Origin of the sequence: Phyllobacterium sp. SYP-B3895 (genome assembly GCF_009647635.1) — a bacterium.
GTDB lineage: Bacteria > Pseudomonadota > Alphaproteobacteria > Rhizobiales > Rhizobiaceae > Phyllobacterium > Phyllobacterium pellucidum.
This window is the reverse complement of record NZ_WJIG01000004.1, coordinates 249035-275227: the sequence shown is the minus strand read 5'-3', so window position 1 is coordinate 275227 and position 26193 is coordinate 249035. Positions and strand designations below refer to the sequence as shown.

25 protein-coding genes are annotated in these 26193 nt (G+C 58.6%); 12 read left to right on the top strand and 13 right to left on the bottom strand.

Annotated elements, in window-relative coordinates:
- Positions 1 to 8: 8 nt before the first annotated feature.
- The 6 genes from GF108_RS19005 (at position 9) to GF108_RS18980 (ending at position 5380) form a co-directional block, all read left to right on the top strand.
- Positions 9 to 941, top strand: a complete 933-nt coding sequence (locus GF108_RS19005; protein ID WP_172982696.1) for a carbohydrate ABC transporter permease — start codon at positions 9 to 11, stop codon at positions 939 to 941.
- Positions 941 to 1789 carry a carbohydrate ABC transporter permease gene (locus GF108_RS19000; RefSeq protein WP_153669907.1) on the top strand — a complete coding sequence of 283 codons (849 nt, stop codon included), beginning with the start codon at positions 941 to 943 and terminating at the stop codon, positions 1787 to 1789. The genes GF108_RS19005 and GF108_RS19000 overlap by 1 nt, the downstream gene beginning before the upstream one ends.
- Positions 1790 to 1804: 15 nt before the next feature.
- Positions 1805 to 2875 carry an ABC transporter ATP-binding protein gene (locus GF108_RS18995; protein ID WP_153669905.1) on the top strand — a complete coding sequence of 357 codons (1071 nt, stop codon included), beginning with the start codon at positions 1805 to 1807 and terminating at the stop codon, positions 2873 to 2875.
- A 178-nt stretch (positions 2876 to 3053) separates the two neighbouring features.
- Positions 3054 to 3824 carry an amino acid ABC transporter substrate-binding protein gene (locus GF108_RS18990; RefSeq protein WP_153669903.1) on the top strand — a complete coding sequence of 257 codons (771 nt, stop codon included), beginning with the start codon at positions 3054 to 3056 and terminating at the stop codon, positions 3822 to 3824.
- A gap of 99 nt (positions 3825 to 3923) precedes the next feature.
- Positions 3924 to 4604 (top strand): amino acid ABC transporter permease, encoded by a 681-nt coding sequence (locus tag GF108_RS18985; protein WP_153669901.1) that lies wholly within the window; start codon positions 3924 to 3926, stop codon positions 4602 to 4604.
- Positions 4605 to 4606: 2 nt separating this feature from the next.
- Entirely contained in the window at positions 4607 to 5380 is a 774-nt protein-coding gene (locus GF108_RS18980) for an amino acid ABC transporter ATP-binding protein (protein ID WP_027232213.1), read from the top strand.
- Positions 5381 to 5504: 124 nt separating this feature from the next.
- Here the strand turns inward: GF108_RS18980 and GF108_RS18975 are convergent, their stop codons facing one another.
- From GF108_RS18975 to GF108_RS18960, 4 genes are all read right to left on the bottom strand, one after another.
- A complete protein-coding gene (locus tag GF108_RS18975) occupies positions 5505 to 6671 on the bottom strand; it encodes a diphosphate--fructose-6-phosphate 1-phosphotransferase (RefSeq protein ID WP_153669899.1) in 1167 nt (388 codons plus the stop codon).
- A 65-nt stretch (positions 6672 to 6736) separates the two neighbouring features.
- Positions 6737 to 7633, bottom strand: a complete 897-nt coding sequence (locus GF108_RS18970; RefSeq protein WP_153669897.1) for an NAD(P)-dependent oxidoreductase — start codon at positions 7631 to 7633, stop codon at positions 6737 to 6739.
- A 52-nt stretch (positions 7634 to 7685) separates the two neighbouring features.
- On the bottom strand, positions 7686 to 8687 hold the full coding sequence (locus GF108_RS18965) for an ABC transporter permease (protein WP_153669895.1): 1002 nt from the start codon (positions 8685 to 8687) through the stop codon (positions 7686 to 7688).
- 41 nt (positions 8688 to 8728) lie between these two features.
- Positions 8729 to 9472: an ATP-binding cassette domain-containing protein gene (locus tag GF108_RS18960; protein WP_027232209.1), complete on the bottom strand. Its 744-nt coding sequence runs from the start codon at positions 9470 to 9472 to the stop codon at positions 8729 to 8731.
- Positions 9473 to 9970: 498 nt separating this feature from the next.
- Between GF108_RS18960 and GF108_RS18955 the strand changes: the two genes are divergently transcribed.
- On the top strand, positions 9971 to 10960 hold the full coding sequence (locus GF108_RS18955) for a substrate-binding domain-containing protein (protein WP_153669891.1): 990 nt from the start codon (positions 9971 to 9973) through the stop codon (positions 10958 to 10960).
- Positions 10961 to 11071: 111 nt separating this feature from the next.
- On the opposite strand, the gene GF108_RS18950 is transcribed toward GF108_RS18955, so the two are convergent.
- From GF108_RS18950 to GF108_RS18940, 3 genes are all read right to left on the bottom strand, one after another.
- The gene (locus tag GF108_RS18950; protein WP_153669890.1) at positions 11072 to 11698 is read right to left on the bottom strand and encodes a hypothetical protein; all 627 of its coding nucleotides are present in this window, start codon (positions 11696 to 11698) and stop codon (positions 11072 to 11074) included.
- A gap of 34 nt (positions 11699 to 11732) precedes the next feature.
- A complete protein-coding gene (locus tag GF108_RS18945) occupies positions 11733 to 13127 on the bottom strand; it encodes a selenium-binding family protein (protein WP_153669888.1) in 1395 nt (464 codons plus the stop codon).
- A 153-nt stretch (positions 13128 to 13280) separates the two neighbouring features.
- Positions 13281 to 14042 (bottom strand): ABC transporter substrate-binding protein, encoded by a 762-nt coding sequence (locus GF108_RS18940; RefSeq protein WP_153669886.1) that lies wholly within the window; start codon positions 14040 to 14042, stop codon positions 13281 to 13283.
- Between the two features lie 232 nt (positions 14043 to 14274).
- Between GF108_RS18940 and GF108_RS18935 the strand changes: the two genes are divergently transcribed.
- Entirely contained in the window at positions 14275 to 14478 is a 204-nt protein-coding gene (locus tag GF108_RS18935) for a hypothetical protein (RefSeq protein WP_027232204.1), read from the top strand.
- A gap of 171 nt (positions 14479 to 14649) precedes the next feature.
- On the opposite strand, the gene GF108_RS18930 is transcribed toward GF108_RS18935, so the two are convergent.
- From GF108_RS18930 to GF108_RS18920, 3 genes are all read right to left on the bottom strand, one after another.
- Positions 14650 to 16314, bottom strand: coding sequence for a dihydroxyacetone kinase subunit DhaK (locus GF108_RS18930; protein ID WP_153669884.1), 1665 nt, complete (start codon positions 16312 to 16314; stop codon positions 14650 to 14652).
- Between the two features lie 198 nt (positions 16315 to 16512).
- Positions 16513 to 16722, bottom strand: a complete 210-nt coding sequence (locus GF108_RS22790; RefSeq protein ID WP_370462256.1) for a DUF982 domain-containing protein — start codon at positions 16720 to 16722, stop codon at positions 16513 to 16515.
- Between the two features lie 379 nt (positions 16723 to 17101).
- Positions 17102 to 18109 carry an AI-2E family transporter gene (locus tag GF108_RS18920; protein ID WP_027232201.1) on the bottom strand — a complete coding sequence of 336 codons (1008 nt, stop codon included), beginning with the start codon at positions 18107 to 18109 and terminating at the stop codon, positions 17102 to 17104.
- Between the two features lie 282 nt (positions 18110 to 18391).
- Here GF108_RS18920 and GF108_RS18915 point away from each other — a divergent pair, with 282 nt between their 5' ends.
- Positions 18392 to 18961: an ATP-binding protein gene (locus tag GF108_RS18915; RefSeq protein WP_153669882.1), complete on the top strand. Its 570-nt coding sequence runs from the start codon at positions 18392 to 18394 to the stop codon at positions 18959 to 18961.
- Between the two features lie 220 nt (positions 18962 to 19181).
- A complete protein-coding gene (locus tag GF108_RS18910; RefSeq protein ID WP_153669880.1) occupies positions 19182 to 20048 on the top strand; it encodes a class I SAM-dependent methyltransferase in 867 nt (288 codons plus the stop codon).
- A gap of 3 nt (positions 20049 to 20051) precedes the next feature.
- On the opposite strand, the gene GF108_RS18905 is transcribed toward GF108_RS18910, so the two are convergent.
- Positions 20052 to 21644, bottom strand: coding sequence for an acyl-CoA synthetase (locus GF108_RS18905; protein WP_153669878.1), 1593 nt, complete (start codon positions 21642 to 21644; stop codon positions 20052 to 20054).
- An 18-nt stretch (positions 21645 to 21662) separates the two neighbouring features.
- Entirely contained in the window at positions 21663 to 22511 is an 849-nt protein-coding gene (locus GF108_RS18900) for an IclR family transcriptional regulator (RefSeq protein ID WP_153670276.1), read from the bottom strand.
- Between the two features lie 206 nt (positions 22512 to 22717).
- Here GF108_RS18900 and GF108_RS18895 point away from each other — a divergent pair, with 206 nt between their 5' ends.
- Entirely contained in the window at positions 22718 to 23572 is an 855-nt protein-coding gene (locus GF108_RS18895) for a PCC domain-containing protein (RefSeq protein WP_153669876.1), read from the top strand.
- A 16-nt stretch (positions 23573 to 23588) separates the two neighbouring features.
- Here the strand turns inward: GF108_RS18895 and GF108_RS18890 are convergent, their stop codons facing one another.
- Complete coding sequence (locus tag GF108_RS18890; protein WP_153669875.1) at positions 23589 to 24641, bottom strand: LacI family transcriptional regulator; 1053 nt, start codon at positions 24639 to 24641, stop codon at positions 23589 to 23591.
- A gap of 300 nt (positions 24642 to 24941) precedes the next feature.
- Here GF108_RS18890 and GF108_RS18885 point away from each other — a divergent pair, with 300 nt between their 5' ends.
- On the top strand, positions 24942 to 26186 hold the full coding sequence (locus GF108_RS18885; RefSeq protein ID WP_153669873.1) for an ABC transporter substrate-binding protein: 1245 nt from the start codon (positions 24942 to 24944) through the stop codon (positions 26184 to 26186).
- Positions 26187 to 26193 lie beyond the last annotated feature (7 nt).

Sequence of the window (26193 nt, the reverse complement as noted above, 5' to 3'; positions counted from 1 at the left end):
CGATAGGTATGGTCATGCAATCGACAGCGGCAGGCTTGCCGCAGAAGGGCGGGAGGGCCGGCGAGAAGCGAAGCTTTGCCGATGCCTTCGAACCATGGGCCTATATGAGTCCGGCACTCGTATTTCTGCTCCTCGTTCTCGTGGTGCCGCTGATCTTCGGCATCAGCTATTCCTTCCGCAAGTTTTCCGCCTTCAAGTCTGAGTTTGTCGGGCTCGCGCAATATCAGGCAATGCTGCACGACAAGGTGCTGGGCGAGGCGCTGATCAACACCCTGTGGTGGACGGTCGCGAGCCTTTTCTTCCAGTTCTTCCTTGGGCTTGGCCTCGCGTTGCTCCTCGATCGCAATTTCGCCGGCAAGAAGCTGGTCCAGGCCATCGTCTTCCTGCCGTGGGCGGTTCCCTCGTTTCTTTCGGGTCTTACCTGGGCCTGGCTCTTCAATCCGATCGTCGGGCCTCTGCCACACTGGCTCTATGCGCTCGGGCTCAAGGCGGAGCCGACCAATATCCTCTCCGATCCCGCGACAGCAATGTGGGGGCCGATCATCGCCAATGTCTGGTTCGGCATCCCGTTCTTTGCGATTACCCTGCTGGCAGCGCTGAAGTCTATCCCGTCGGAACTTCATGAAGCCGCCGCGATCGACGGCGCCAATCCGTGGCAACGTTTCACCAAAGTGACCTTGCCGTTCCTTGCTCCAACCATCGCCATCACGGTCATGCTGCGGACAATCTGGATCGCCACATTCGCCGACCTCATCTACGTGATGACCGAGGGCGGACCGGCGGGTTCCACCAATACCGTCGCGACCTACATCTATGTCAGCGCATTCAAGACGCTCGACAAGGGCTACGCATCGGCGGTTGCCGTTCTCCTCCTCGCGCTCCTCATCCTCTACGCGGTCGTCCTGATCCGTATTCGCAAAGCACTCGTGAGGTATTCCTGATGATCGCCGGCCGCTCGCGCAATGCCCGGATTTTCGGCGCCATAGGTCTCTATGGCGCAGTCGGGGCCTATGTCATTTTTGCCCTGTTCCCGCTGTTCTGGACGCTGAAGATTTCGGTGACGCCGCAATCCCTGCTATATTCGGAAGGCATCACGATGTGGCCGTCGACATCGACGTGGGAAAACTACGTCACCGTGCTGCGTGCCACCGATTTCCCCCGCTACTTCCTCAACAGCGTCATCGTCTCGGTAATAACCGCTGCGCTGGTGACGGTCATAGCCTCGGCGGCGGGTTATGCCATGTCGCGCTTCTCGTTCCATGGCAAGACGACCGTCGCCGTGACGCTGCTCCTGACCCAGACATTTCCGCTAGTGATGGTCATTCCGCCGATCTACCGTATCATGGGTCAGCTTGGGCTTACCAATAGTCTCACCGGGCTCATCATCATCTACACCGCCTTCAACATTGCCTTTGCTACATTCCTGATGCAGTCGTTCTTCGACGGTATTCCAAAGGATCTTGAGGAAGCCGCGATGATCGACGGCTGCAGCCGCTCACAAGCGCTGCGCAAGGTCATCATTCCGCTGACACTGCCCGGTATGGGCGCAACCCTCGGCTTCGTCTTCACCGCCGCATGGAGCGAACTTCTGTTCGCGCTGATGCTGATCAGCAGTGACAGCCAGAAGACCTTTGCCGTCGGGCTCCTCACCTTCATCGGCAAATTCGCCGTGGACTGGGGGCAGATGATGGCGGCTTCGGTGCTCGCGCTTATTCCGGCCTGCCTGTTCTTCGCCTTCCTGCAACGCTACCTCGTCACCGGCCTGACCGCCGGCGCAGTGAAGGGCTAACCAAGGATAAATCCCATGGCTTCTGTCACCATATCGAATGTTCAGAAAAACTACGGCGCCATGAACGTGCTGTCCTCCGTTGATCTCTCGATCGCCGACGGCGAGTTTGTCGTCCTCGTCGGGCCATCGGGCTGCGGCAAGTCCACGCTGTTGCGCATGATTGCGGGGCTGGAAGAAATTTCTGCCGGCGAGATCAAGATCGGCGATCGTGTCGTCAACGATGTCGCGCCCAAGGATCGCGACATCGCCATGGTGTTCCAGTCCTATGCGCTCTATCCGCATATGGACGTAGCGGCGAACATGGGCTTCAGCCTCTTGCTGCGCAAGACGGCCAAGGACCTCGTCATGAGCCGCGTCGGCAGCGCCGCCAAGCGTCTCGGCCTCGACGTGTTCCTCGAGCGGCTTCCGCGCCAGCTCTCCGGCGGTCAGCGCCAGCGCGTCGCCATGGGGCGGGCGATCGTGCGTGATCCCAAGGTCTTCCTCTTCGACGAACCCTTGTCCAACCTCGACGCAAAGTTGCGCGTACATATGCGCACCGAGATCAAGGCGCTGCACCAGCAGTTGAAGACGACGTCCGTCTATGTCACCCACGATCAGGTTGAAGCCATGACCATGGCCGACCGTATTGTTGTGATGCACGATGGCGTGATCCAGCAGGTCGGAACGCCTCTCGAACTTTACGACCATCCGGCGAACCTCTTTGTTGCCGGCTTCATCGGTTCGCCCGGGATGAACTTCCTGCCGGCCGTTGTCACAAACCAGAACGGAACGAGTGCCGCGGAGCTTGCCGATGGTCAGTTCGTGCCGCTGCGGCAGGAACTCAACCTTACCGACGGCGACAGGATTGTCGTTGGCGTACGGCCGGAAAACATCGAGATCGGCGGGGCGGATTATTTGAAGGCCAGGATCGAGGTCATCGAGCCATTGGGCCTCTCGACGCAATTCTATACGAAGATGGCGGATCAGCAGGTTTGCATCTTCGCCATGGGGCGCACCGATCGCGCTCCGGGCGATATGATCGGCCTCGGCGTCAAGCCGGAAAATGTTCACGTCTTCCACGCCAAGTCGGGCATGAGATTGGCCTAAGGCGATCGTCGCCTTTAGCGAAAAATGGGTCTGGAATAATATTTCGCTGTTTCGGCGATTTCTGGTATTGCTTTCGCCGTTTAACAGATTTTGCTGGCTGGGAATGCCTATGCAGCAGCCAAGCAAAGTGACATTTTCCGATCATTCGCCGAAAGGCTAAAACAATGGATGGAAACAAATGAAGTGGCTGAAATCGCTCCTCGTCATCGGCGCTCTCGCAATCGTGCCCGCACAGGCCCATGCAGAATCGAATCTGGAAAAGATCAAGGCGGCGGGTGTCCTGAAGATCGGCACCGAAGGCACCTACGCGCCGTTCACCTATCATGACGCAGCCGGCAAGCTCGTCGGCTTCGACGTGGAGATCGGCGAGGCGATCGCCAAGAACCTCGGCGTCAAGCCACAGTTCCTCGAAGGCAAGTGGGATGGCCTCATCGCCGGTCTTGACGCGAACCGCTATGACACAGTCATCAACCAGGTCGGCATCACCGAGGCTCGCAAGCAGAAGTATGATTTCTCCGAGCCCTATATCGCCTCCAAGGCTGTTCTCATCGTCAAGGGCGACAATGCCGATATCAAGACCTTCGCTGATCTGAAGGGCAAGAAATCGGCGCAGTCCCTGTCGAGCAATTTCGGCAAGATCGCGCAGGAAGCGGGCGCCGAGCTCGTCGGTACCGATGGTTTCGACCAGTCGATCCAGCTCGTCCTCAACGGCCGCGCCGACGCAACGATCAATGACAGCCTGTCGTTCCTCGACTTCAAGAAGCACAAGCCGGACGCCAATGTGAAGATCGCCGCCCAGCAGGAAAATGCCGACTTTTCCGGCATCATCATTCGCAAGAACGAGCCGGATCTCCTGGCTGCGATCAATAAGGCGCTCGAGACGATCAAGGCGGACGGTACCTACAAGAATATTGCCGACAAGTATTTCGGCGAGGACGTCTCCAAGTAACACCCGTTTACGACCGGCGCGATTTGCGCTCTAAGAGGGCAGGGCATTTGTCCCTGCCTTTTTCCTATTAAAATACGGGCTCACCAGGGAGAACCGGATTTGACCCATTGGCTGACACTGATGCTTGAATCGCTGCCCTCGCTGCTCTGGGCAGGACTGGTTTTCACCATTCCCCTGACACTGCTATCTTTCGTCCTGGGGCTGGCTGTCGGCCTGATCGCAGCGCTCGTTCGCTTGTTTGCCCCGGCACCCTTTGCAGCGGTCGTCAAGTTCTATGTGTGGATCATTCGCGGCACGCCGCTTCTCGTCCAGTTGTTTCTGATCTTTTACGGTCTGCCAAGCGTCGGTATCGTCCTTGATGCGTTCACCGCCGCCTTGATCGGCTTCACGCTCAATATCGGTGCCTACACGTCGGAGATCTTGCGTGCGGTCATTTCCTCCGTGCCCAAGGGGCAATGGGAAGCTGCCTATTCGATCGGTATGAGCTGGGGGCAGGCTATGCGTCGCACGATCCTCCCGCAGGCCGCGCGGGTCGCCGTTCCGCCCCTGTCCAATACCTTCATCTCGCTGGTCAAAGATACTTCGCTTGCCGCCGCTATCACCGTGCCCGAGCTGTTCCAGGCAGCGCAGCGCATCGTTGCAACCACCTATGAACCACTGATCCTCTATGTCGAGGCGGCGTTGATCTACCTCGTGATGAGTTCCGTCCTGTCATCGCTGCAGGCGCGGCTGGAGACCCGCCTCAATCGCTATGGCGGCTTCCTGGAGGCGCGCTCATGAGCATGGTCGATCTCAAAAATATCGTGAAGCGTTTCGGCGACCTGACTGTGCTGAATGAGGTCTCGCTCAGCGTTGCTGAAGGCGCGGTCATGGCGCTCGTCGGCCCTTCGGGAGGGGGCAAGAGCACGTTGTTGCGCTGCATCAACCTCCTGGAAATTCCGACCTCCGGTTCCGTCGATATAGCTGGGGACAGGTTGGAGTTCCGACCGGACCTTCGCGTCAACAGCAAGGACGTTCACAGACTTCGCCGTCACACCGGCATGGTGTTCCAGAACTTCCAGCTTTTCCCGCACCGGACGGTCATCGAGAACGTCACCGAGGGGCTGACCACCGTACTGAAATGGCCGAAGGAGCGTGCGCGCGAACGGGCCATGATGCTTCTTGAAAAGGTTGGCCTCGCCCACAAGGCCGAGGTGTGGCCCTCGACGCTTTCGGGCGGCCAGCAGCAGCGTGTGGCCATCGCGCGGGCGCTCGCGCCTTCGCCAAAGGTCCTCCTTTGCGACGAGCCGACATCGGCGCTCGACCCCGAACTATCGGGCGAGGTTGTCGACGTCCTCGCGCAACTTGCCCGTGAAGGAACGACGATGGTGATGGCGACGCACGATCTGCGGCTCGCATCGAAAATCGCCAATGAGGTCATTGTTCTCGACGGCGGAGTCATCGTCGAACAAGGGTCTTCGCGCGATATCTTCACGCGTCCGCAACGCGAGCGGACAAAGCGATTCATCGCGACATTGACGCATGAGGAAAGAAACACCCAGGGCGAAGGGATCTGATTTCCCTACCCGGCAGGTTTTCAGGTCAATCCAGTGAATCCGTGTCGGCGGGAAGGTTGTGGCCTTCCCACTTATCCTGCATGGACGCGGACCGCGGCGCGCGCAATAGCTGTTCCAGGTAACTCTAGACAAACGGTTTCGCGAGCTTGAGCCGCCGTGGCAGCAACCGGTCGAAATAGGCCTTGCCGCCGGCAGCAAGACGCGTTCCCTGCGCAGACAGGAAGCCGGGGGGCAGGTGACGCGTCTTTCCCGCGACATTGGCGAGCGGCACCAGACGGATACGTGTTATGCCGCCTTCCTCCTGCAACGCAACCGAGCCTCCGCCCTGTGCTGCAGCTTCGACCGCAAATGTGCCCGCATCAAAAGCTTCTTGCGCATCGGTCGCGTTGATCATCCCGGCATTGCCGCGTGGCAAATAACCGAACGTGTCGACCCGGGCACGCACGCCGGGCAATCCGTCGCGCAAGGCCTGTTCCACCGCCATGCCGAGATCGCCGCCGGAGAGGCGGACATTGCCATGCGCGTCAAATTCAAGGCGCTCGCGCGGCACGAGATTTTCTACCACCGAACGGCCGTCCTCGGCGGTAACGCCTTCGGACATGGCAACGATGCAGCGTCCATGACGATCGATGACGGAGCGTACCTCCTCGACGAAACGCTTTGGCGAGAAGGCGAGTTCGGGAACATAGAGGAGATGCGGTCCGCTCTCGTCGTCAAATTGCCATGCGGCTGCTGCTGCGGTTAGAAAGCCGGCGTGCCGGCCCATGACGATGCCGACATAAATGCCCGGCAAGGCGCGGAAATCGAGATCGACGCTGGCGAAAGCCGTGGCGACGAACTCGGCGGCCGAGATGAACCCCGGAGTGTGGTCGTTCTCTTCAAGGTCATTGTCGATCGTCTTCGGCGCGTGAACGAAGGCGATATCGCCGCCTGACGCGTCATTCAGGATCTGTTGCGTCCCGGCCGTATCATTGCCGCCGATGTAGATGAAGGCCGTGGCGCCTGCCTGTCTCAGACCTTTCAGGACCTTTTCGCAATAGGCTGCGTCCGGTTTGTCGCGCGTGCTGCCCAATGCGGCGCTGGGCGTTGCGCCGAGCAAACGGAGCTGCTCCTCGGGAAGGTCGGAGAGGTCGACGAAATTGCCGTCGCGAATGCCGCTCACGCCGTGGAGCGCGCCTAGAATGCGCGCACCCTTATGGCGTTTGCGCGCCTCGATCACCGCTCCAGCCAACGTCTGGTTGATGACGGCAGTAGGGCCGCCGCCTTGCGCAATTACAAATGTCTCGCTCATGTCCGCCCTCCACTGCTGTCATCTTTGCCTTGACGAGGCAATTGGACTTTGAGGGGAGGGGGAAGTCAACTCTGTTTGACGTATTTCCGCCAATCGTGCTCTTCGCGGAACCCGAGGACTTCGCGTGTCTTGCGGTTGGACAATGGCGCTTCGAACTCGCCAAGTTCCCGGGTGATTGTCACGTTGGGGCAGTATTTGGCGAGGAATTCCTGCGTCGGCAGCGTCGCCGTGATCGTGTCGTTGACCGCATTGAACACCTGGAAGCCGAGACCGTTCTTCTGGATCGCCAGGTCGACGATCTGCCCTAGATCGCGGGCGTCGATGTAGCTCCACGCATTGCGTTTGCGCGACATCGGATTGGCGATGAAATCCGGGAAGCGATCATATTCATGCGGCTCGATCACATTGCCGATGCGCAGTGCGTAGATGTCCGCGCCGGTGCGCATGGCGAAGGCCCGCGCAGTTTTCTCGTTGACGAGCTTCGACAGTCCGTAGCTGTCCATCGGATCGATGTCGTAATCTTCTTCGAGCGGGAACGCGTGGAAATCCTTGTCGCCCTCGGCAAAGCAAACGCCATAGGTCGTTTCGCTCGAGGCGATGATGACCTTGCGGATACCGAGTTTGACCGCCGCCTCGATGACATTGTAAGTGCCGATCGTATTGACCCGGAACGTTTCGTTGTCGGGCTTGATCAAAACGCGCGGCACTGCCGCGAAGTGCACGACGGCATCGATCGGCGCCGGACCTTTGCCGGTCTCGAACCCATCGAAGCCGAAGTGGCTCGAAAGGGCGTTGAACATTTCGCCGCTGTCGGTGATATCGGCAAACAGGGTGTTGACGCCTGGATAATCCAGGGCAACGAGGTCGATATTGAGGACCTCATAGCCGTGCTCGACGAGGTAGGGAATGACGTGACGCCCCGCCTTGCCAGCGCCGCCGGTGAACACGATACGCTTCTTCATTCTGGTTTTCTCCATGTGCCGGGGCACCGCCGTCTGGGAGTCGGCAATGCCCTCAATTGTCGCTTTGGCGCAGGTTGCGCAGCCTGTCGAAGAGAACGGCGAAGAGGATTGCGCCGCCGATGAAACAGCCTTGCCAGAAGGCATTGATACCGAGAAGACCAAGGCTGTTGCGGATCACCTCGATCAGCGCCGCGCCGACTAGCGCGCCGAGCGCGGTGCCGACGCCGCCGGCGAGGGCGGCTCCCCCGATGACGGCCGCGGCGATGACCTGAAGTTCAAGACCCGTGCCGATATTGGTGGTGATCGCGCCGAGCCAGCCGGTCTGGATGATGCCGGCGATGCCGGCCGATAGCGAGGAGATCATATAGACGGCAACCTTGATGAGCCGGACCGGTACGCCGGTGAGGGTCGCCGCATGCTCATTGCCGCCTATCGCATAGACGTGGCGTCCGAACCTTGTCCAGCGCAGTACAAAGCCGGTCAGGAGCGCCAGTACGATCATGTAAAGGACAGGATTGGCGATGCCAAGGAACCACGCGCCGCCGCCGAGCGCGAGCAATTTGTCATGGTCCGGCCCGAACTGGAACACGACCGTGTTGCCGGAGGCAACCATGGCGAGACTGCGCGCGATCGACAAGGTGCCGAGCGTGACGACAAAGGGGGGCATGCCAATATAGGCAATCAGGATGCCATGACACCCACCGATGGCGAGGGCGGTCGCGATGGACGCGGCAATGCCGATTTCGATGCTGTAGCCGGCATGCATGACCACGCCGAGGATCATGCTGCATAAACAGAGGACCGATCCGACCGAGAGGTCGATTCCTCCCGTGATGATGACCAGTGTCATGCCGAGCGCGATGATCGCGACAAAGGTGACGTTGCGGGTGATGTTGTAAAGGTTCTTTGTCGTCGCGAAGGAATCCGTGGCGAACGAGAGGAAGATACAGGCGAGGATAACGGCAATCAGTACCCAGAACGTCTGGCTTCCCAGGACGGACGAGAGCCAGTTGTGCTGCCTTTGGTTGATTGTCTGATCAAGTGTGATGGCCATGGTCGACCTCGGTTCCTCCAAATGATTCGATGCCCGACGGATCAGGCAAGCTGTTCGATCGCGCCGGTGATCAATCCCGTGACTTCTTCAGGCGACGTCGCCCCGATCGACTTGTCAGCAACCTTCCTGCCGCGCCGCATCACTATGACCCGGTCGGCCACATCGAAGACGTCGGGCATGCGGTGGCTGATGAGGATCACTGCAATTCCCTGATCGCGCAGGTTGCGGATCAGGTTGAGGACCTCGGCAACCTGGCGGACCGAGATTGCCGCTGTCGGCTCGTCCATCAGCACGATCTTGGCCTCTGATAAACGCGTACGTGCAATAGCCACAGCCTGGCGCTGCCCCCCGGACATCTGTTTGACCAGGTCGCGCGGCCGCGTCTCGGATTTCAGTTCAGCGAAGATCTGGCCGGCGCGCTTGTACATGTTGGCGTAGTCGAGGATGCGGATGGGACCGAAACCCCGCCGCAGTTCGCGCCCAAGAAAGACGTTTGCCGCCGCCGAGAGATTGTCGCAGAGCGCAAGATCCTGATAGACGATCTCAATTCCATGCTGACGGGCATCGATCGGCTTGTGCATGATGAGTTCGGCACCATCCATACGCATGGTGCCTTCGCTCTGGCGGAAATTTCCGGCGATCATCTTCACGAGCGTTGATTTACCGGCGCCATTGTCCCCCATGAGGCCGACGACCTGGCCGGGTTCAATCGCGAATGAAACATCATTCACCGCTTGTATCGCGCCGAAATGCTTCGAAATATTGATGAGTTCGAGAACCGCCACCAGCTAACCTGCCTCCCTTTTTCTGTACGCTCGCTATCCCGCTCGTTCACGCGGATATTGTCGCGACCTTCCATCCCCTCCCAAGGAAAGCGGTAGGTCGAATTTACGCAAACGCTTAATCAAGCGTCAATAAACTTTCGGGTGATTGCAAGCCCATACAACCAAAAATAGTTTTATATTACAAATACCCGTTGACGGGGAAACGTTGGCGTTATTAGCTAGCGTCAGGGAGGAATATCTGATCACGAAAGCGACGGGGCAAGTCGGGCGGAACCCGTTCGCGGTCAATGCGGTAACGCGTACTCGCCGCTCGTTCGAGGTTCGAACCGGAACCTGGAAGACATCGGGATCAGGCAAAGGTCGCCTGCATCGGACTGAAATAACTATCGACTGGTTTCCGCGATACGTGTGATTGCAGAACAACCTCGTATTGTCTGGCATCCAGATTGATCTGTGTGGCGGGCACGCTCGTGTCCGTTGGGTTCAAGGGAGGAACAAATGAGGAAATCAATTCTATTGTTAGCCGCCGCTGCGCTCGCGCTCGGTGCCGGACCAGCTATGGCGAAGAAGCAGCTTGTCATCGTCGTCAAGGGTCTCGACAATCCATTCTTCGAAGCCATCAACCAGGGCTGCCAGAAGTGGAACAAGGAAAACGCGAGCTCGGAATATGAGTGCTTCTACACCGGTCCAGCTTCGACATCCGATGAGGCAGGTGAGGCACAGATTGTCCAGGACGTCCTTGGCAAGGCAGACACGGCCGCGATTGCCATTTCACCATCTAACGCCAAGCTAATCGCGCAGACGATCAAGACCGCCAATCCGACGGTTCCGGTCATGACGCTCGATGCCGACCTTGCTGCAGAAGACTCTGCCCTGCGCAAGACCTATCTTGGCACAGACAACTACCTGATGGGCGCCAAGATCGGCGAGTACATCAAGAAGGGCAAGCCGAGTGGCGGGAAGATTTGCACGATCGAAGGCAACCCCGGTGCGGACAATATCTTGCGCCGTGCGCAGGGCATGCGCGACACGCTCAGCGGCCAGAAGGGCTTGACCGCCCTGAAAGGCGAGGGCGGCTGGACAGAAGTTGCCGGTTGCCCGGTGTTTACCAATGACGACGGCGCCAAGGGCGTCCAGGCGATGACGGATATCCTCGCCGCCAATCCGGACCTTGACGCATTCGGCATCATGGGTGGCTGGCCGCTCTTCGGTGCGCCTCAGCCGTATCGTGACCTGTTCAAGCCACTGGCTGACAAGATCGCCAAGAATGAATTCGTCATCGGCGCGGCCGATACGATCGGCGACGAAGTCGCCATTGCCAAGGAAGGCTTGGTAACGGCTCTCGTTGGTCAGCGGCCTTTCGAAATGGGCTACAAGGCGCCATCGGTCATGATCAACCTGATCGAAGGCAAGACCGTCGAGGATCCGGTTTTCACCGGTCTTGACGAATGCACCAAGGATACTGTCGATACCTGCATCCAGAAGTAACCTTCAGGCGAGGAGGGCGCGTCATTGAGTCCTCCTTGCTTTGCGTTCAACTAATTCCCGGATGTGCAGAGGGCTTTGAGCTGAAAGCATAGGCTCGGCAAAGCTGGTGCGCTAGGCAATCAGGATAAGGCCGGTCGCCGTCAGCGCCGCGATCCATATGAGATCGAAGTTGATCCACCCGCGCCGCAGGAATGCGAGTCCAAACCAATCATAAACCGTGAGCGCGATAACGAGAATGACCGCCAGCATTGCGGCCATGTGGATGCCGACCGCTGCGAGCGCGATCAAGAGTGACCCCGAAGCCGTCAGGTCCTGCCCAGGCATCGACGTAAGGCAAAGCGGGATCACCACCGGCACAAGCATGAGCCCGGCGCCATGCGCGCTCGCCATCAGGAACGACCAGAAGCCGAGACCGACCATCCCCGTGGTCATGCCGACACGCACGCGGTGCCGGTGACCATAGGCGGCCTGATATGCCGCCCAGGCGAGCAGCAGGATACCCGCCGCGATTTCGAGCGGGCGCTGGTCGAAAATGAAGCCGAGCAATACGGCAACGACGGCAACCACCGCGATCGAGGCAGCGTGGCCAAGCGCAATCGGCACGAGCGACCGCAAGACAACCATGCGACTGCCGCGGTGAAGCCCGAGCGCTACCGCGAACAGCCAGCCCATCGCCGGGTTGAGACCATGAAAAACGCCAAGGCCGGCGAGCACCAGCCATGGAGAGATGGATGTCATTCTGCGTGTCTGATCGTCGTTTGACCTGATGCCGTCATGGATAGCAGTAGGAATCCGACGAACAATCGCCACCTTCGAGCCGCACCTGGTGCGGCCGGTGGCTCTTCGGCCAATCGATGAAGAAGTTCTCGTCGAATGTGATGCCGCCATTCTCGCCGACATCGAGCTTCACCATCCAGCCCTCGAGACCTTCCGGATAGAACTGCGGATCGATGGGTCCGTAGAGCGAGTTGGTGAAGTAGACCCGCTTGCCGTCGCGGCTGATTTCCACCATCTGCGGCCCGCCGTTCAGGGCACCGTTCTTCGCTTTCGGATGCGTCGCCCGCGAGACGATGCCGCCGATGCGGACCCGGCCGGTTTCCTTCGGATTGAAAGGGTCGGAGACGTCATATTGGATCATGTCGCCCGTGCCCCAGCAGGAGACATAGAGGAAGCGGTCATCCATAGAAAGGTCGATGTCGGTGACAAGCGGCGCGACCGCGCCGAACCCCTTCAGCACGGGCGGCAACAGGTCGGGGTCGGCCGGCTCGGCAGGGATTTCGATGATTTTCTTGACGGCCCACTTGTCGCCGTCGCGATACCAGGTCCAGATCGACGCGGAAAGATCCTTGAGGCTGATGACGCAGCCGACAAAGCCATAGGCCTTGGTCGGGTTGTGCGCCGGGCGAAGTTCGAACACCAGCTGGTATTCTTCACCGAGATCGATTTCCTGCAGATGCTTGCGCTTATGGAGGTCCCAGAAGTGCAATCTGCGTCCGTACTTGCTTCCGAGCAGTATCTCTGGAACGAGACCGTTCTCAAACGTGTCGGGCGTTCCCCATTCGCTGGTTACCATCGTGTCATGCCCGAGGTGCCACCAGAAATCATAGGCGAGTTTTTGCGGGCCGCGGTCCATCTCCCACTGTCCCAGAACATCGAAACTCGTGGGGTCAAGGAGGAAGATGCCTCCCGGCGCCTTGCCTTCGGCATTGCCGAGCGCGTTCACATAAATACCCTCGGGCCCGCAGTGAATGGTATGAAGGCGGGAGTAGCCTGCCTTTTCGGCGACTTCCTCCGGCTCGATGACGCGGGTTATTTTCGGGTTCTTCGGATCGGGCTTGGTATCGATGATATGGAGCCGCGAGGAACGCAGCCCGGGTACGACCAGATAGCGGCGCTCCATATGCGGATGAGGGGCATTCGGGCAAAGGCACGACGAGCAGGCATTCCAGCCGAAGTGATGTAACTCATCGCCGGCATTTGGCATATCGACCTGGCCGACAATCTGCGAATAGGTGGGGGATTTTGGATCGACGTCCACGACGGTAATGGCGTCGGGGATTTTTCGTTCGGGATCGAAGGCGGCGACATAGGCCAGTTTTTCGGCCGGCGCTTTCGCCGCCATGCGCGGCGAGGGATAGAAGGAAGGATCAGGTTGCCAGGTTGCCATGATGATGCTCTCCTCGTGATCGATGACAGAGTGTGCTGAGCGGTCCCCAATGCGACTTTCGTATCAATCTTGGCATCTGGCCGCTGTGCTGTCCAATCAAGTCATTTGATGCGAGCGGGGCCACCCGGCCGGGGCCGGATGGCTTTGTATTGATCAATAGATATCGAAGGGGAAATACTTCGAGACGATTGTCTTGTAGGTCCCATTGGCTACGATGGCATCGATCGCCTTGTTGAATTTCTCGCGCAGCGCGTCGTCGCCCTTGCGAATGCCGATGCCGGCTTCAGTTGCCGTTCCCGGAACGTCTGCAAGCATCTTGCAGCAATCCTTGCCGGCATTGTTGAGCCAGTCGACCACGACGAATTTGTCTGAGATCAGCGCGTCGATGCGCCCGTTCTGGATGTCGGCGGCCGCTTCTTCCTGCGTCGGGTAGAGCTTCACGTCCACGCCGGCCTTCCCGTAGATGTCGGTCGCATAGTTGCCTTGAGTCGTTGACGCCTGCGCGCCGACGCTCTTGCCCTTCATGTCTTCGACGCCGACGCCGGCGAGCGTGCTATCCTTCGGAACGATGACCGCCAAAGGCGTGGTATAGTATTTGTTGGTGAAATCGATTTTCTGCTTGCGCTCTTCGGTAATGCTCATGGACGCAATGATGGCGTCATACTTGTTGGCCATGAGACCCGGGATGATACCGTCCCAGTCTTGCGCAACAATGGTGCATTTTGCCTTCATCTCGTCGCAGAGCGCATTGGCGATATCGACATCGAGGCCAGCCAGCGTTCCATCGGCCTTCAGGGTATTGAAGGGCGGATAGGCGCCTTCAGTGGCGATGCGGATTTCCTTCCAATCCTGGGCTGCTGCGTTCGATGCAAAAGCGACGATGGCCGCAGCGATCGTCAGAAACGTTTTATTCATGTTCCATCCTCTTGGGTACCTGGCCTTTTGGCCCGCCAACACATTAGCCGAAGCGGAATGGATGCAAAGGATATTTTCACGCAAGAGTTGAATCAGCTCGCCGGACTGGCGGCTCTTCGAGACAGCGGCAAAAGCGGCGATTGAGCAATGCCGCAACCACTGCTAGCATGGACTGCCGTCGTGTGTACGGCCAGGCGAACTTCGTTCAAGCCTGCAACGTCGGAGGTTTGACATGGCCTTAAACGATGACAGACCGATTTCACTCTTCAAGAAGCTGGGCGGATTGATCGCCATTATACTGGGTTTCCTGATCACTGCGTCAGGCTACCGCTACGGTTCGACAGAGTTCCTTACCATTGGCATCGCGTTCATCGCGCTTGGCATCATCCTGCTCGTGCTCATGATTGTCCGACGCAACCAGAGCGGGCACGTGTGACGCCGAGCAGGCCGACAGCTAGAGAGGTGCCTCGACCACTCGGGCGCGCGTGTAGTACTAAGTAATTGATATTTTACAACAATTTGCAATTTATGGCATAAGAGTAGTTATGGAACTCACGCTTCGCAGGTCAGGCGAGAAAGTGGCAATTGATCCGGGCCGTACGCCCGGTCATGGACGGTGCATCGTCTTGCCGTGCACCATAACGGCGGCAGCGGCCTCGAATGCTGCTGCAACTGCTTCTGCACCGGGGTCGACTATGCCATCAAGATCGCGCGCGCCGACATAAGACGAGCGACCCGCTTTTGCCGTGGTCATCGATGCCGTTGCCTGGGCTCCGGACCTTGCAGCAACGGCAGCTTCTTGCGCTCCGCTGGCGGCAAGTGCATTCAGTGCGGGATCGAGCGCGTCGATCATCGTGCGATCGCCGGGTTTGGCGCCGCCGTAGAATGTCATGCGATCGAGCCCTGAGAGCAGTGCTTCCGGTACGTTTGCGCCTGCCGCCATCGACTTCGATGCCGCCGTAAAGAATATGGACAGAAGCACGCCGCTCGAACCGCCCATGCTGGTAGCGAGGATCGATCCGATGGCTGCAAATGTCGCCGCCTTGTCGGCGAGGGGCAGTGTATCGATCCGCGCCAGGATGCCGCGCGCGCCTGCTGCAACCGTGGAACCGGTATCGCCGTCACCAGCACGAGCATCAAGCCGGTTAAGGTCCGGTTCGAGCGCGACAAGCCTGTTGCAAACGGTCGCGAGCATTTCTTCGACGTCTGCGTCGCGGCTGGCGGCCATATGTTCGATTTCGCTTCGCACTGCGGGCGCGGGTACGATGGCCAGCTCATGGCGTTCGACAGGAGTTAGCCATGCGTGCGGTGCAACCTCCGCGAGAAGAGCCGCTTCGCGCGCCAGATCAAGCTTAATCAGCGACAGCGAAAAGCCGTTCATGTTGAGCGCTGTCATGATCGGCCCCGGGCCAATGATGAGCTTCACTCTGCCGCCAAGCGGTGTTGCAAGAACATTGCGCGCGATCAGGTTCATCTCGACCGGTGGCACGGCACCAAGGTTGTTGATGAGCAAAGCATATTCCCCGCCAGCGGGAATAGCGGCACTGAGGCGTTCGGCCATGATGCCGACGATACTCGCCCCAGCCTGGACCGGGATGCGCTCGACGCCCGGTTCCCCGTGAATGCCGAGCCCGAGTTCGCCTTCATTCTCGCCGAGCCGCGACTCGTGCGGCTGGCCCGGAATTGAACAAGTGGAATAGGCAACGCCGAGCGAAACGATCTCTGCCGCTGCCGTGGTGGCGGCCGCTGCGATGTCCTGCAACGCGTCACCACGCTCGGCGAGAAAACCTGCGATCTTGTGCACGAACAGCGTGCCGGCGATACCGCGGGGCTGTGCGAGGTCCGGGAGCGCTATGTCATCGGCAACGATGACCATCTCGACGTTGAACCCTTCGGCGCGTGCCCGCTCAGCGGCAAGACCGAAGTTCAGCCGGTCGCCCGTGTAATTCTTGACGACAAGAAGGCAACCTGCAGGGCCAGTAACGGCACGTATGGCCGTGAGCACCGCATCAACGCTTGGCGATGCGAAGATTTCCCCCGAGACTGCGGCCGTAAGCATGCCCCGCCCCACGAAGCCGGCATGGGCAGGCTCGTGGCCTGCGCCGCCGCCCGAAATGACGGCGACTTTCGACCTGTCCCAATCGGACCGCACAATGACCTTGATGTCCGGATATGAGTCGAGGCGGGCCAGCAGACCCGGGCGGCTGGTCAGCAGGAGGCCGTCGAGCGCCTCGGTGACGATGTTTTCCCTGCGATTGAAGAAGTGGCTCATCGGCATACCCAGTCTGTTGAATCATCAGGTCATAACCCGACCTGATGACACCAGTACTACGGTTTCCATCCTTGGCAAAATTGCGCACGATTGCGCGTGGCCATTTGGAAGCCACAGCCACGTTGGCAAGCGGGAGAGCGGCACGTGCAGTTGCGCCTCGATCGCCTGCCGCTCAAGTCAGGTGCGCAACGCAAAGACCTATTTGTTCGTCCGGTCGTCGATGAAGACCCCGGCGCGTTGCGCTGCCTGGACAAAGGCCTGCCTGGCTTTTGCCGGCGTCATCCACCCTTCGAGGGCATCGCGATTGATGCGAACGGCACGCTTGTATTCAAGCCCATCCTGCTGCGGCCATTGATTTCGGAGACACTCAAGAGCCTCCCAAGCCGTCGCAACCAAACGGAGCCCCATGGCGCCAAGACTTATTCTGACTGGCGATGAAAACGACTTGTCGTCCATTACACCCTCCCCCTACCACTTTGCCCGATGCCCCGAACGAAGCATCGATGGGAGTGCGGCGCGTTATGCGACAGGATCTGCGGGCCGGTATCCACTGGACATTGCTGGACTGCTGTCCGGCATGTTGCGGAATCCGGGATGTAAACGATGTCGGCATGACTGGAATGTGAAAGCATAGTTGAACTCCAAAACAGAATTGCGAACTATGTTTCCTCCTTTACCCCATTCTTTTTTGTTTGCTGTTCAGGGCTGTCATTACGATCTCAGATTTGAATCGCATTCGCAATACCAAATTCGGCGAATGCCGGTATATCTCAAGGTGCAATCGCCGTCAGATCAGCTGGCGGAACTTCAGCTCATCCTTCAAATAGGCGTAGTAGATCGGCGCAGCGATCAGGCCGGCAATGCCATACCAGGCCTCCAGGACAATCATCGCCAAGAGCAGCTCCCACGCGCGCGCCTTGATGCGTGAACCGATGATCTTTGCATTGAGGAAGTACTCGAGCTTGTGGATGACAATGAGAAAAGCCAAGGATCCGAGTGCCGCAAACAGCGATACGCTGAGGGCTACAATGACGATCACGGTGTTCGAGATCAAATTGCCGATGACGGGCAATAGACCGGCGATGAAGGTGACCGCGATCATGGTTTTGACGAGTGGAAGGTCTACGCCGAAGGAAGGTAGAATGAGGACGAGGAAGATACCGGTAAAGAACGTGTTCAATGCAGAGATACGCAGCTGCGAGAAGACGATGTTGCGGAACGCGTCGCTGAAGTGATCGATACGATCGGTAAGTGCGATCGCCAGCGGGCCAAGCTGCCGTGACGGCGCAACCGAACTCAGTGCGACCATGCCGCCGATGATCATGCCGATGATAATCCTTATGAGAAGGACACCGAACTCCCTGCCGACCAGCTGCAACTGTCCGGCATGTTCACGCAGCCAGACGGCGGCAACCGATTCCAGCTCTTCAAGGTTAGACGGGAAATAATCCCGCGCCCAGCTCGGCAGATGTACCTGCGCCGTATCGATGATTTCCGCCATCTTCTTGAAAAGTGACGCGATGCCTTCCGAGCCGTCACTCAGAAATGCGACGCCGCCGAGCACGGCCGCCACGATCAAAAGGATGAAGACGAGGGCAAGCAGCGCCAGAGCTACCGTTTTGGCAATTCGGCCATCGACCCCTGCCCTGCCGAGCAGCGGTGCCGAAAGGTGCACGACATTATAGACGAGGAGGCCGGCAAGAAGCGCCGAAAGCAGTCCCAGTTCGAGCACGGCGATAAGCGCTATGAACGACAAGACATAAGATGCAATTGTAAGCCGGTTGGCGGTAAGCAAGCGGTGCCCCTAGGAAGGCGTTATTCATTGCCCACGTTCCTACCCTTGAAGGCCGATGCGATGCAAGCACAACCGATGGACAGCTCAGCGTTTCAACAAAATAGATTGAAAAATATAGTACTTTAAGATTAGATAAAATCTCACTTAAAACGTTACTGCAAATGACAAGAAAATATTGACACCGGATCATGATCTTGTTTAGACGGCATAAGTAGGCCTTGGCGATGCGAGGGTAAATTACTGCTTTGCATCGTGCCAACCCCGAAGGGAGCGACTATTGCCATGGCGAAGACGCGGCGAGAATTCATAGAGCGGATAGACACGGCTGCCGGTAGAACGAACTTTGTCTTGCAGGGTGAAAGACCCGCCCAACGCGTGAACGAGACGGTGGATCGGATCCGGGCAGAGCGCGGGCTCAATCGGGAAGCACTGCGCGGGTCGTCGGGCGCACGTCCAGTTCTTCTCACCGGCGGTGACATTGCATCCAGGCTCGGTGCGTCCGCCATCATTGCCGCAGGACTGGGCCTGGAACTCTTCCGCGTCAATCTCTCGGGCGTCGTCAGCAAGTACATCGGTGAAACCGAGCGCAATCTCAAGCGGCTGTTCGATGAGGCGGAGCGAAGTGGCGGTGTGCTGCTCTTCGATGAGGCGGACGCACTCTTCGGCAAGCGCTCGGAAGTGAAGGACGCGCATGATCGCCACGCAAATGTCGAGGTGGATTACCTGCGGCTCATGATTGAGAACTACGATGGGGTGGTGATCTTGGCGACCGGCTCGCAGGATTGTTTGCCAAAGCTCAAGGCCTTTGCCGGGTATACGGTAGAGCTTGCACCCGATAGTGGCGCTTGCTGAACGCAGTCTAGGTGGGCAAAACCCTTGCAGCGGTCCACATGGCGGCAATGGAACATTTCAAGACGAATTCGAGTTAAATGTAGAGTCTATTTACAAAATTAAGTTATATTTCAGGAGAGAAAGGTGGGCGGAACCTTGTCAAATGCGCCAGGCGTTCGACTAAAATCGTTTAAACCAGCCCCTCATTGCCACGCCACCCCCGGCAGTGCAGTCCCCTCGTTTGGAACTCGATATCGGCGTGCGGCGTCCCATGCGTGAGGAAGCCGAGAATCATCATGATTTCAAGGGATTGACGACCGACTACTTTGATCGCCGGAGCGAGACTTACGACCAGGACGCGATTTTTCCGAAACTCGCTTTTGTGATCATTCGACATGCCGATATCGAACCGGGGCATTGCGTGCTCGACATCGGCACGGGCACCGGGCGGCTGGCGCTGCAGGCCGCGAAAATGGTTGGGGATGAAGGTGGCGTTGTCGCCATCGATCTATCGGCGGAAATGCTCACGCAGGCGCATTTCAAGGCCGGGATGGATAATCTCAGCAACATTCAGTTCATTCAGGGCGATGTCGAGGAGGCGACGTTTGATAATAACGCGTTCGACAGGATCCTGTGTTCCTCGGCGTTCGTACTTCTGTCCGATCCACACGCGGCGCTCAGGCAATGGAACCGCTGGCTGAAGTCAGGCGGGATGGTGACTTTCGATGCACCGGGCGAACCCTTTGGCATTAACAGCATCATTGCCGAAGTCGCGGAAGCGCATGGAATTGACCTGCCCTACGCCACGATCGCCAATACCGTCGAAAAATGCAAAGAGCTGCTGGAGAATTCCGGATTTGAGGTGGCCGAGATCAGCCCGGAATTGATGCAGGAGCATAGAATGTTGACTGAGGAAGCGTTGTTCGTCTGGGAGAAATCCCTCGCGCATCCCGCCTGGCACCAACTCAACCTGCTACCGGCTAAAGAGCTTGAACAACTGCGAAAAAACTTCGAAACGAAGGTCCATTCCAAGGCTAAAGATGGAACCATCGTCAGCAAGATCATTATGCACGTCGTGACGGGCCGAAAGAAAACTGACGGCGTATGAATGCTAAGCGGTCGGGCGTTCCAACTCGCCGCGCCGGATCAATTCTTCACGGATCAGTTTCTTGGCTATCTTGCCATAGGCCGATTTCGGCATTTCTGGCCAGAAGACAAAGCGCTTTGGATGCTTGTAGCGCGCCATCTTGCCGTCAATCCAGGCGATCATCGCATCAGTGTCCGGACTGGCACCGTCACGCGGTACGCAGACGGCAAGACCAACCTCGCCCCACATCGGATCTGGTATGCCGAGCACCGCAACCTCGCTGATGTCGGGATGGCTGAGGATCTTTTCCTCGATCTCGCGTGGATAGATGTTTGAACCGCCCGAAATATACATGTCGGACGCGCGCCCGGTGATGAAGAGATACCCGGCCGTGTCCATATGGCCGAGATCCCCGGTGCGGAACCAGCCGTTGCGGAAGGCCTTCGCATTGGCTTCCGGATTTTCGTAATAACCGGCAAAGACTGCCGGGCCGATCACGCAGATCTCGCCGGTCATCCCCGGCTCCAGTTCGTTGCCGGCGTCGTCCTGAATCGAGATCTGCATACCCGTGCGCGCATAGCCACAAGTGCCAGGACGCGTATCATCCGTCTCTTCTATGTGATGTTCGCTGGCCGGAAGAACGGTGATATTGCCCGTAACTTCCCCAAGCCCAAAATATTGAACGATGACCGGTCCCAAGGCTTTTAACGCGTGAACCTGATCCGTGCGATACATCGGTGCGCCGGCATAGATCACATAGCGCAATGACGAATGGTCTCGCTCGTCGACCGACGGGTGCTCGGCAAGCAGTTTGAGGATCGTCGGCACCGTGAACATGTTGCTGACCTGCCAGGTTTCGACAAGGCGCCAAGCCTCGGCAACATCGAGCTTTTCACCGGGAAGGAGCACCGTCTTCGAACCGCGGGCGACCTGAGTCAAAAGGTGGATGCCCGCGCCGTGCGATAACGGGGCGACAACAAGCGACGCGTCCAGGCGCGTCGTCGCCGGCATCAAGTCGCAAAGGTGGTTGGTTACAACGAAAGCCATCTGACCATGCGTAAGCACGGCTGCCTTCGGCCGCCCGGTTGTTCCTGAGGTAAAAAAGAACCAGCACGGGTCGTTATGATCGACAGGTGCCGTCTCTACCGTCTCGCCCTCAAAGCGTTCGATAATCGCGTCATAATCCTCGCCGAACGGAGCGTTGCCGATGGCGATAGCGAAGGCAAGGTCGGAGCTGGCAGCCCGGCAGGCGGAAACATGCTCCGGAAACCCAATACCGCAGATCATGCCCTTCGCGCCGCTCGCCGCGGCAAGATAAGCCACTTCGTCGGGCGTCTGGCGGAAGTTGGTTGGAACCCATACCGCACCGAGCTGAAAGCAGGCGAACATCGATTCGAGCATCTGGTTGCAGTTCTGCGACTGGACGAGGATGCGATCGCCCTTCCCTACCCCGTACTCCCTCTGCAGCGCCGCCGCCATGGCATTGACCCGGCGGTGTATCCCGCTCCACGTCCAGTTTTGGTCGCGCCACACCAGTGCCACTTCATCGGGAAATCGCGCCGCCGTTTGAGCAAGAAACCCCGAAAGATTCATCACCCGATTCGACATGCGTTTCATGGTTCTTCCCCCGATAATCTAGGTCCGCGGCTGTGTCGACCGTCCTTTGGTTGCCAAGTCGTGTGGCCTATCATTAGCCGGTTGCAGATGGGCAAGCCGTGCTTCGATCTTTCGTGCCTCACTGCGCATGAGCGAGGCAAGTTCGACCTGCCTATCGGGCTGCATGCGGCTGTCGATGGCGGCGATGCTGAGCGCTCCCGCCGGCCGCCCGTCCGGATAACGTATGGCGAGGCCGACGCCCCAGGAGTTCGGCAGTATGCGGCCCGGGTTCAAGGAAAAGCCGCGTTCCCGCGCAGTCGCGATATCCGCGCGGATTTGCGGCGGAGCAAGTTCGGGGAACTCTTTGAGCAGTTCTGGCTCGTTGGCGGAAAGGGCGGCCTCGATCTCGTCGTCGTCAAGCGCGGCAAGAATGGCGAGTGAACCCGCGCCGACACCAAGCGGGTGGCGATAGCCGGCCTGTAGCGCATGGGTTCTGATTGGATAGGTTCCCTCTTCCCGGTGCAGGCAGACCACGTGATGATCGCGCTGGATCGACAGGAAGCTCGTATCCTGCGTCTTGCCCGAAAGGACGCCGAGACTATCGCGGGCGATCTGCAGAAGGCCGTACCGGCGTGTGGCCAGGGTGCCGAGTACATAGGCCTCCTGCCCGAGAAAGTAGCGACGGGATCGCGCATCCTGTTCCAGCAACCCGGAGCGGATGAGGGCCAGGAGCAGTCGCCTTACGGTCGGCTTGTTAAGTCCGCTTTGCTCGACGATTTCGCTGAGGGCGCCACCCTCGTCACCAAAATAGCTGACGAGACTGAGCAGGCCGAGGGCCCGATCGACGCTCTGCGAGCCGTTGTGAGCCGGTGCTACCGTCTGTTCCATCATTGTGACCTGCGATCCATATTGTGGATCAGCCTATCAGCGGAATTTGCGAAAGGCAAAATTGAATCCCGGGTGGCCCCAAATTGCGAGGGAAATATTCACTTGAGCCGGAGCGTTCACTCTATAATGTGGACCGATGATCTGCGTCCGGTTCGCTCTCCTGAAATTGTCTCCTCCTCGGGAGCGCCTGATTGCGCTTGCGGGCCATGTTTGAGCGACGTTTGCGTCAGCCGGGCCCGGCGGCCACGGCCCCCTTCGAAAGTTTAATCGGCTCCGGGGAATACCTGCAATTTACCCTCAAGTCGGGCCTCAGTATCAATGAGGCCATCGCCCTCCCCCTCGCGGAGGCTGGGCTGACGGCAGCTTCAATCGTCCTTGAGGGTGGAAGTTTCGCGCCCCTCCACTATCTGATGCCGGCGCTGTCGACAGATGGCCACCATGCAGCCTGGTATAGCGAAACGAATTCACCCGAAGGCGAGGCGCAACTCGAACGCGGCAATGTGACTTTTGGGGAAAGGGACGGTCATCCCTTCATTCACTGCCATGCAACATGGATCGAGGCCCATAGCGGGAAGCGATGTGGTCATGTCCTACCGAACGAGACGATCGTGGCAAAGCCAATCCGCGCCACCGCCTGGGGCACGAAACAGGTGCGTATGGTATCGGAACCCGATGCGGAGACGGCGTTCACCCTGTTTCATCCGATAAAGGCTGCACAGGTTCCAAGGGCTAACGAGCCTCGCATCGTAGTGGCACGTGTCCGGCCTAACGTCGACATCATCGAGACGCTCGAAGAGATGTGCCGGGCGAGTGGTTTTTCCAATGCCCGATTGCGCGGCGGTGTCGGCAGCCTGATTGGCGCGCGCTATGCGGATGGAACGTCCGTTGATGACATTGCAACCGAGGTGTTCGTCATCGATGGCTTTGTCTCGACGCAGCCGAATCTCACAAGGCTCGAGATCGTCATGGTCGATACAATGGGAAGGATAACGCAAGGGCAGCTCCTTCGCGGAGAAAACCCCGTTTGCATTACCTTTGAGCTCTACCTTGAAGAAGCTTGAAGTCCGACCCGGGTGATCAGTCGTGGCCTTCGCCCGGATAGCTCAACGTCTGCAATTCGCTGGCATCGATGCCGGCAATACGCCGAAGCACGGCGCTTGCGAGTTCCCGGCCGGCCTGGCGTACGTCCTCATTGAAGACGATGATCTGGGGGCGGAACCACTTCAGCACGTCCGTCGACTGCTTGGAGGCAAGGTCAACGTCTTTGCCGATCTCCAAACCTGCCGCCTCGATACCGGCCACGATGGCGATCGCCGCGCTGCCGCTGCAGCATACGATCCCATCGGGACGGGACGGTCCGGTCATGATTTCAACCATGCGGTCGCGAATGCCGGCGAGCGATGTATCGACATCGAAGCCGGAAAAAGACAATGAGTTCACGCCGCCTTCGCTGATGGCCCGGGCAAACCCTCGCTCGAGGTGCCTGTAGTACGTGACCGACGGCGAAGGTCCGGCAAGCATGGCGATCCTGCGGCGCCCCCGCTCTACCAGACTTTTGACCGCAATATAGGCGAACGTCTCATTGTCGAAGTCATGAAACGGATGTTCGATGCCCATTTCCGTGCGCCCATGGGTGGCGAAGGGAATGCCGTGCTCAGTCAGGTAGCGAACGCGCGCATCGTTGGGCTCGGTGCGAGACATGATGATCCCGTCCGCCGAACCGGTCTCGACAATATAGCGGATCGGCTGCATCGGGTCGTTCTCGACCGAGTAGGGGGTCACCGTCAAATGGTACGGCGTCTCCGACAATATTTCGGTAATGCCGTAGACGAGGTTTGACGTGAGCCCCATGATCTCCGACTGCGCATTGAGAACAAGACTGATGACATTGGTTTTTCCAGTTCGCAGCCGGACCCCCGCGCGATTGGGGCGGTAGCCGATCTGCTTGGCAATGAGCTGAACGCGATTCTTCGTTGCCTGCCCGATTTCGGGCGCATCCTTGAGCGCCCGCGATACTGTGGTGACGCCGAGGCCGGCCATGAAAGCAATGGTCTTCAGCGTCGGACGCTCGCTATCTGCGGGTGGTCCGGCGTCCTGTGGAGTGGATCGGGCGCTTTTCTTTGGCTTCATTGCCGCTTGGCCACAACCTTCAAGTTGATATCGGCTGTATCGTTTCAAAATTTGAACATAATGTACAGAGCCATGCGACGACTTTTTCGATGCGGAAATCAGTTCTCTATTCCGCTCGACCCTGGCAGCTCAACCCATCAGCCAAGATTTTGCGGAAAGGAAAAATAAGAAAAATCAATGCTATAGTTACGATCTGGGTCAGAGTGAACGGGAACCCAATAAAAAATCATCGCTCGGGAATTGCATCGTGCGGGAGTTTGAACTAGCCTACCTGTAACGTTTCAGATTTGGGAGGATAGGATGCGTTACCGCTCGATGCTGGCCGCTTTCGCGGCTTCGACTTTGCTTTTTGCTGCAGGCTCGGCGCGAGCCGTTGATCTCGAAGTCACCCATTGGTGGACATCCGGCGGCGAAGCGGCGGCGGCAAAAGTCCTTGCGCAATCCTATGACAAGCTTGGCGGTGACAAATGGGTCGATGGCGCCATCGCCGGCAGCGGCACCACAGCTCGCCCAATCATCGTCAGCCGCATTCTCGGCGGGAATCCCATGGGGGCGACGCAGCTGAATACCGGCCGTGACGCCGAAGATCTCGTCAAGGCAGGACTGATGACCGACCTTTCCGAGCTTGCAGCCAAGGAGGGCTGGGCCGACTTCATCCGCCCTTCGAAGCTCCTCGACTCCTGCAAGTATGAAGGCAAGATCTACTGCGTGCCGGTCAACATTCACTCGTGGCAGTGGATGTGGATCAACCCGGGCGCGTTCAAGGAAGCGGGTGCGCCGGTTCCCACCAATTGGAGTGAGTTCGTGGCAGCGGCGCCGAAGCTCAAAGAAAAGGGCATCATCCCACTTGCCACCGGCGATGCGTGGCAGGTCGACGGTATCTTCCGCGTGATGCTCGCCACGCTCGGCGGCAGGGACCTCTATCTCAAGATCATGGACGACAAGGATAAGGACGCGGCGGCAAGTCCTGAAATGAAGGCGGTCTGGCAGGCTTTCGCCAATGCGCGCGATCTTGCCGATCCCGGCTATGTCGGCCGGCAGTGGAACGAGGCAACCTCACTCGTGCTGACAGGCAAGGCCGGCGGGCAGATCATGGGCGACTGGGTACAAGGTGAATTCGGCGTTGCCGGCAAAGTCGCCGGAACGGACTATGACTGTCTGCCGGGCCTCGGCGTCCACCCGATACTCGATACGGGCGGCGATGCGTTCTATTTCCCGAAGAATGCCAATCCCGAAGTCACGCGCGCCCAGCTGAAACTGGCGAGCATGCTTGTTTCGAAAGAGACGCAGGTGGCCTTCAACCTTGCCAAGGGTTCTTTGCCGATACGCGGCGATATCGACATGGAGGCAGCCAACGCCTGCATGCAGAAGGGCATCAAGATCCTGGCTGACGCTAACAATGTGCTTCCCTCGATCGAGCAGGCGCTTTCTTCCGACGCGCAGGGCCAGCTCGAAGATTTGAATACGGAATTCTTCGCCAACAAGGATATGTCGGTCGACGACGCGCAGGCGCGTTTCGTCGAAATCATCAGCCAGGCAAAGTGAACCATGA

Bases quoted from the DNA above. Each gene is read 5' to 3' on its own strand.
- GF108_RS18890 (WP_153669875.1), bottom strand. From the start codon at position 24,641: ATGAAGCCAAAGAAAAGCGCCCGATCCACTCCACAGGACGCCGGACCA.
- GF108_RS18915 (WP_153669882.1), top strand. From the start codon at position 18,392: ATGGCGAAGACGCGGCGAGAATTCATAGAGCGGATAGACACGGCTGCC.
- GF108_RS18885 (WP_153669873.1), top strand. From the start codon at position 24,942: ATGCGTTACCGCTCGATGCTGGCCGCTTTCGCGGCTTCGACTTTGCTT.
- GF108_RS19005 (WP_172982696.1), top strand. From the start codon at position 9: ATGGTCATGCAATCGACAGCGGCAGGCTTGCCGCAGAAGGGCGGGAGG.
- GF108_RS18945 (WP_153669888.1), bottom strand. From the start codon at position 13,127: ATGGCAACCTGGCAACCTGATCCTTCCTTCTATCCCTCGCCGCGCATG.
- GF108_RS18965 (WP_153669895.1), bottom strand. From the start codon at position 8,687: ATGGCCATCACACTTGATCAGACAATCAACCAAAGGCAGCACAACTGG.
- GF108_RS18905 (WP_153669878.1), bottom strand. From the start codon at position 21,644: ATGAAACGCATGTCGAATCGGGTGATGAATCTTTCGGGGTTTCTTGCT.
- GF108_RS18970 (WP_153669897.1), bottom strand. From the start codon at position 7,633: ATGAAGAAGCGTATCGTGTTCACCGGCGGCGCTGGCAAGGCGGGGCGT.
- GF108_RS22790 (WP_370462256.1), bottom strand. From the start codon at position 16,722: ATGGGGCTCCGTTTGGTTGCGACGGCTTGGGAGGCTCTTGAGTGTCTC.
- GF108_RS18900 (WP_153670276.1), bottom strand. From the start codon at position 22,511: ATGGAACAGACGGTAGCACCGGCTCACAACGGCTCGCAGAGCGTCGAT.
- GF108_RS18995 (WP_153669905.1), top strand. From the start codon at position 1,805: ATGGCTTCTGTCACCATATCGAATGTTCAGAAAAACTACGGCGCCATG.
- GF108_RS18990 (WP_153669903.1), top strand. From the start codon at position 3,054: ATGAAGTGGCTGAAATCGCTCCTCGTCATCGGCGCTCTCGCAATCGTG.
- GF108_RS18895 (WP_153669876.1), top strand. From the start codon at position 22,718: ATGTTTGAGCGACGTTTGCGTCAGCCGGGCCCGGCGGCCACGGCCCCC.
- GF108_RS18975 (WP_153669899.1), bottom strand. From the start codon at position 6,671: ATGAGCGAGACATTTGTAATTGCGCAAGGCGGCGGCCCTACTGCCGTC.
- GF108_RS18950 (WP_153669890.1), bottom strand. From the start codon at position 11,698: ATGACATCCATCTCTCCATGGCTGGTGCTCGCCGGCCTTGGCGTTTTT.
- GF108_RS18935 (WP_027232204.1), top strand. From the start codon at position 14,275: ATGGCCTTAAACGATGACAGACCGATTTCACTCTTCAAGAAGCTGGGC.
- GF108_RS19000 (WP_153669907.1), top strand. From the start codon at position 941: ATGATCGCCGGCCGCTCGCGCAATGCCCGGATTTTCGGCGCCATAGGT.
- GF108_RS18940 (WP_153669886.1), bottom strand. From the start codon at position 14,042: ATGAATAAAACGTTTCTGACGATCGCTGCGGCCATCGTCGCTTTTGCA.
- GF108_RS18955 (WP_153669891.1), top strand. From the start codon at position 9,971: ATGAGGAAATCAATTCTATTGTTAGCCGCCGCTGCGCTCGCGCTCGGT.
- GF108_RS18980 (WP_027232213.1), top strand. From the start codon at position 4,607: ATGGTCGATCTCAAAAATATCGTGAAGCGTTTCGGCGACCTGACTGTG.
- GF108_RS18930 (WP_153669884.1), bottom strand. From the start codon at position 16,314: ATGAGCCACTTCTTCAATCGCAGGGAAAACATCGTCACCGAGGCGCTC.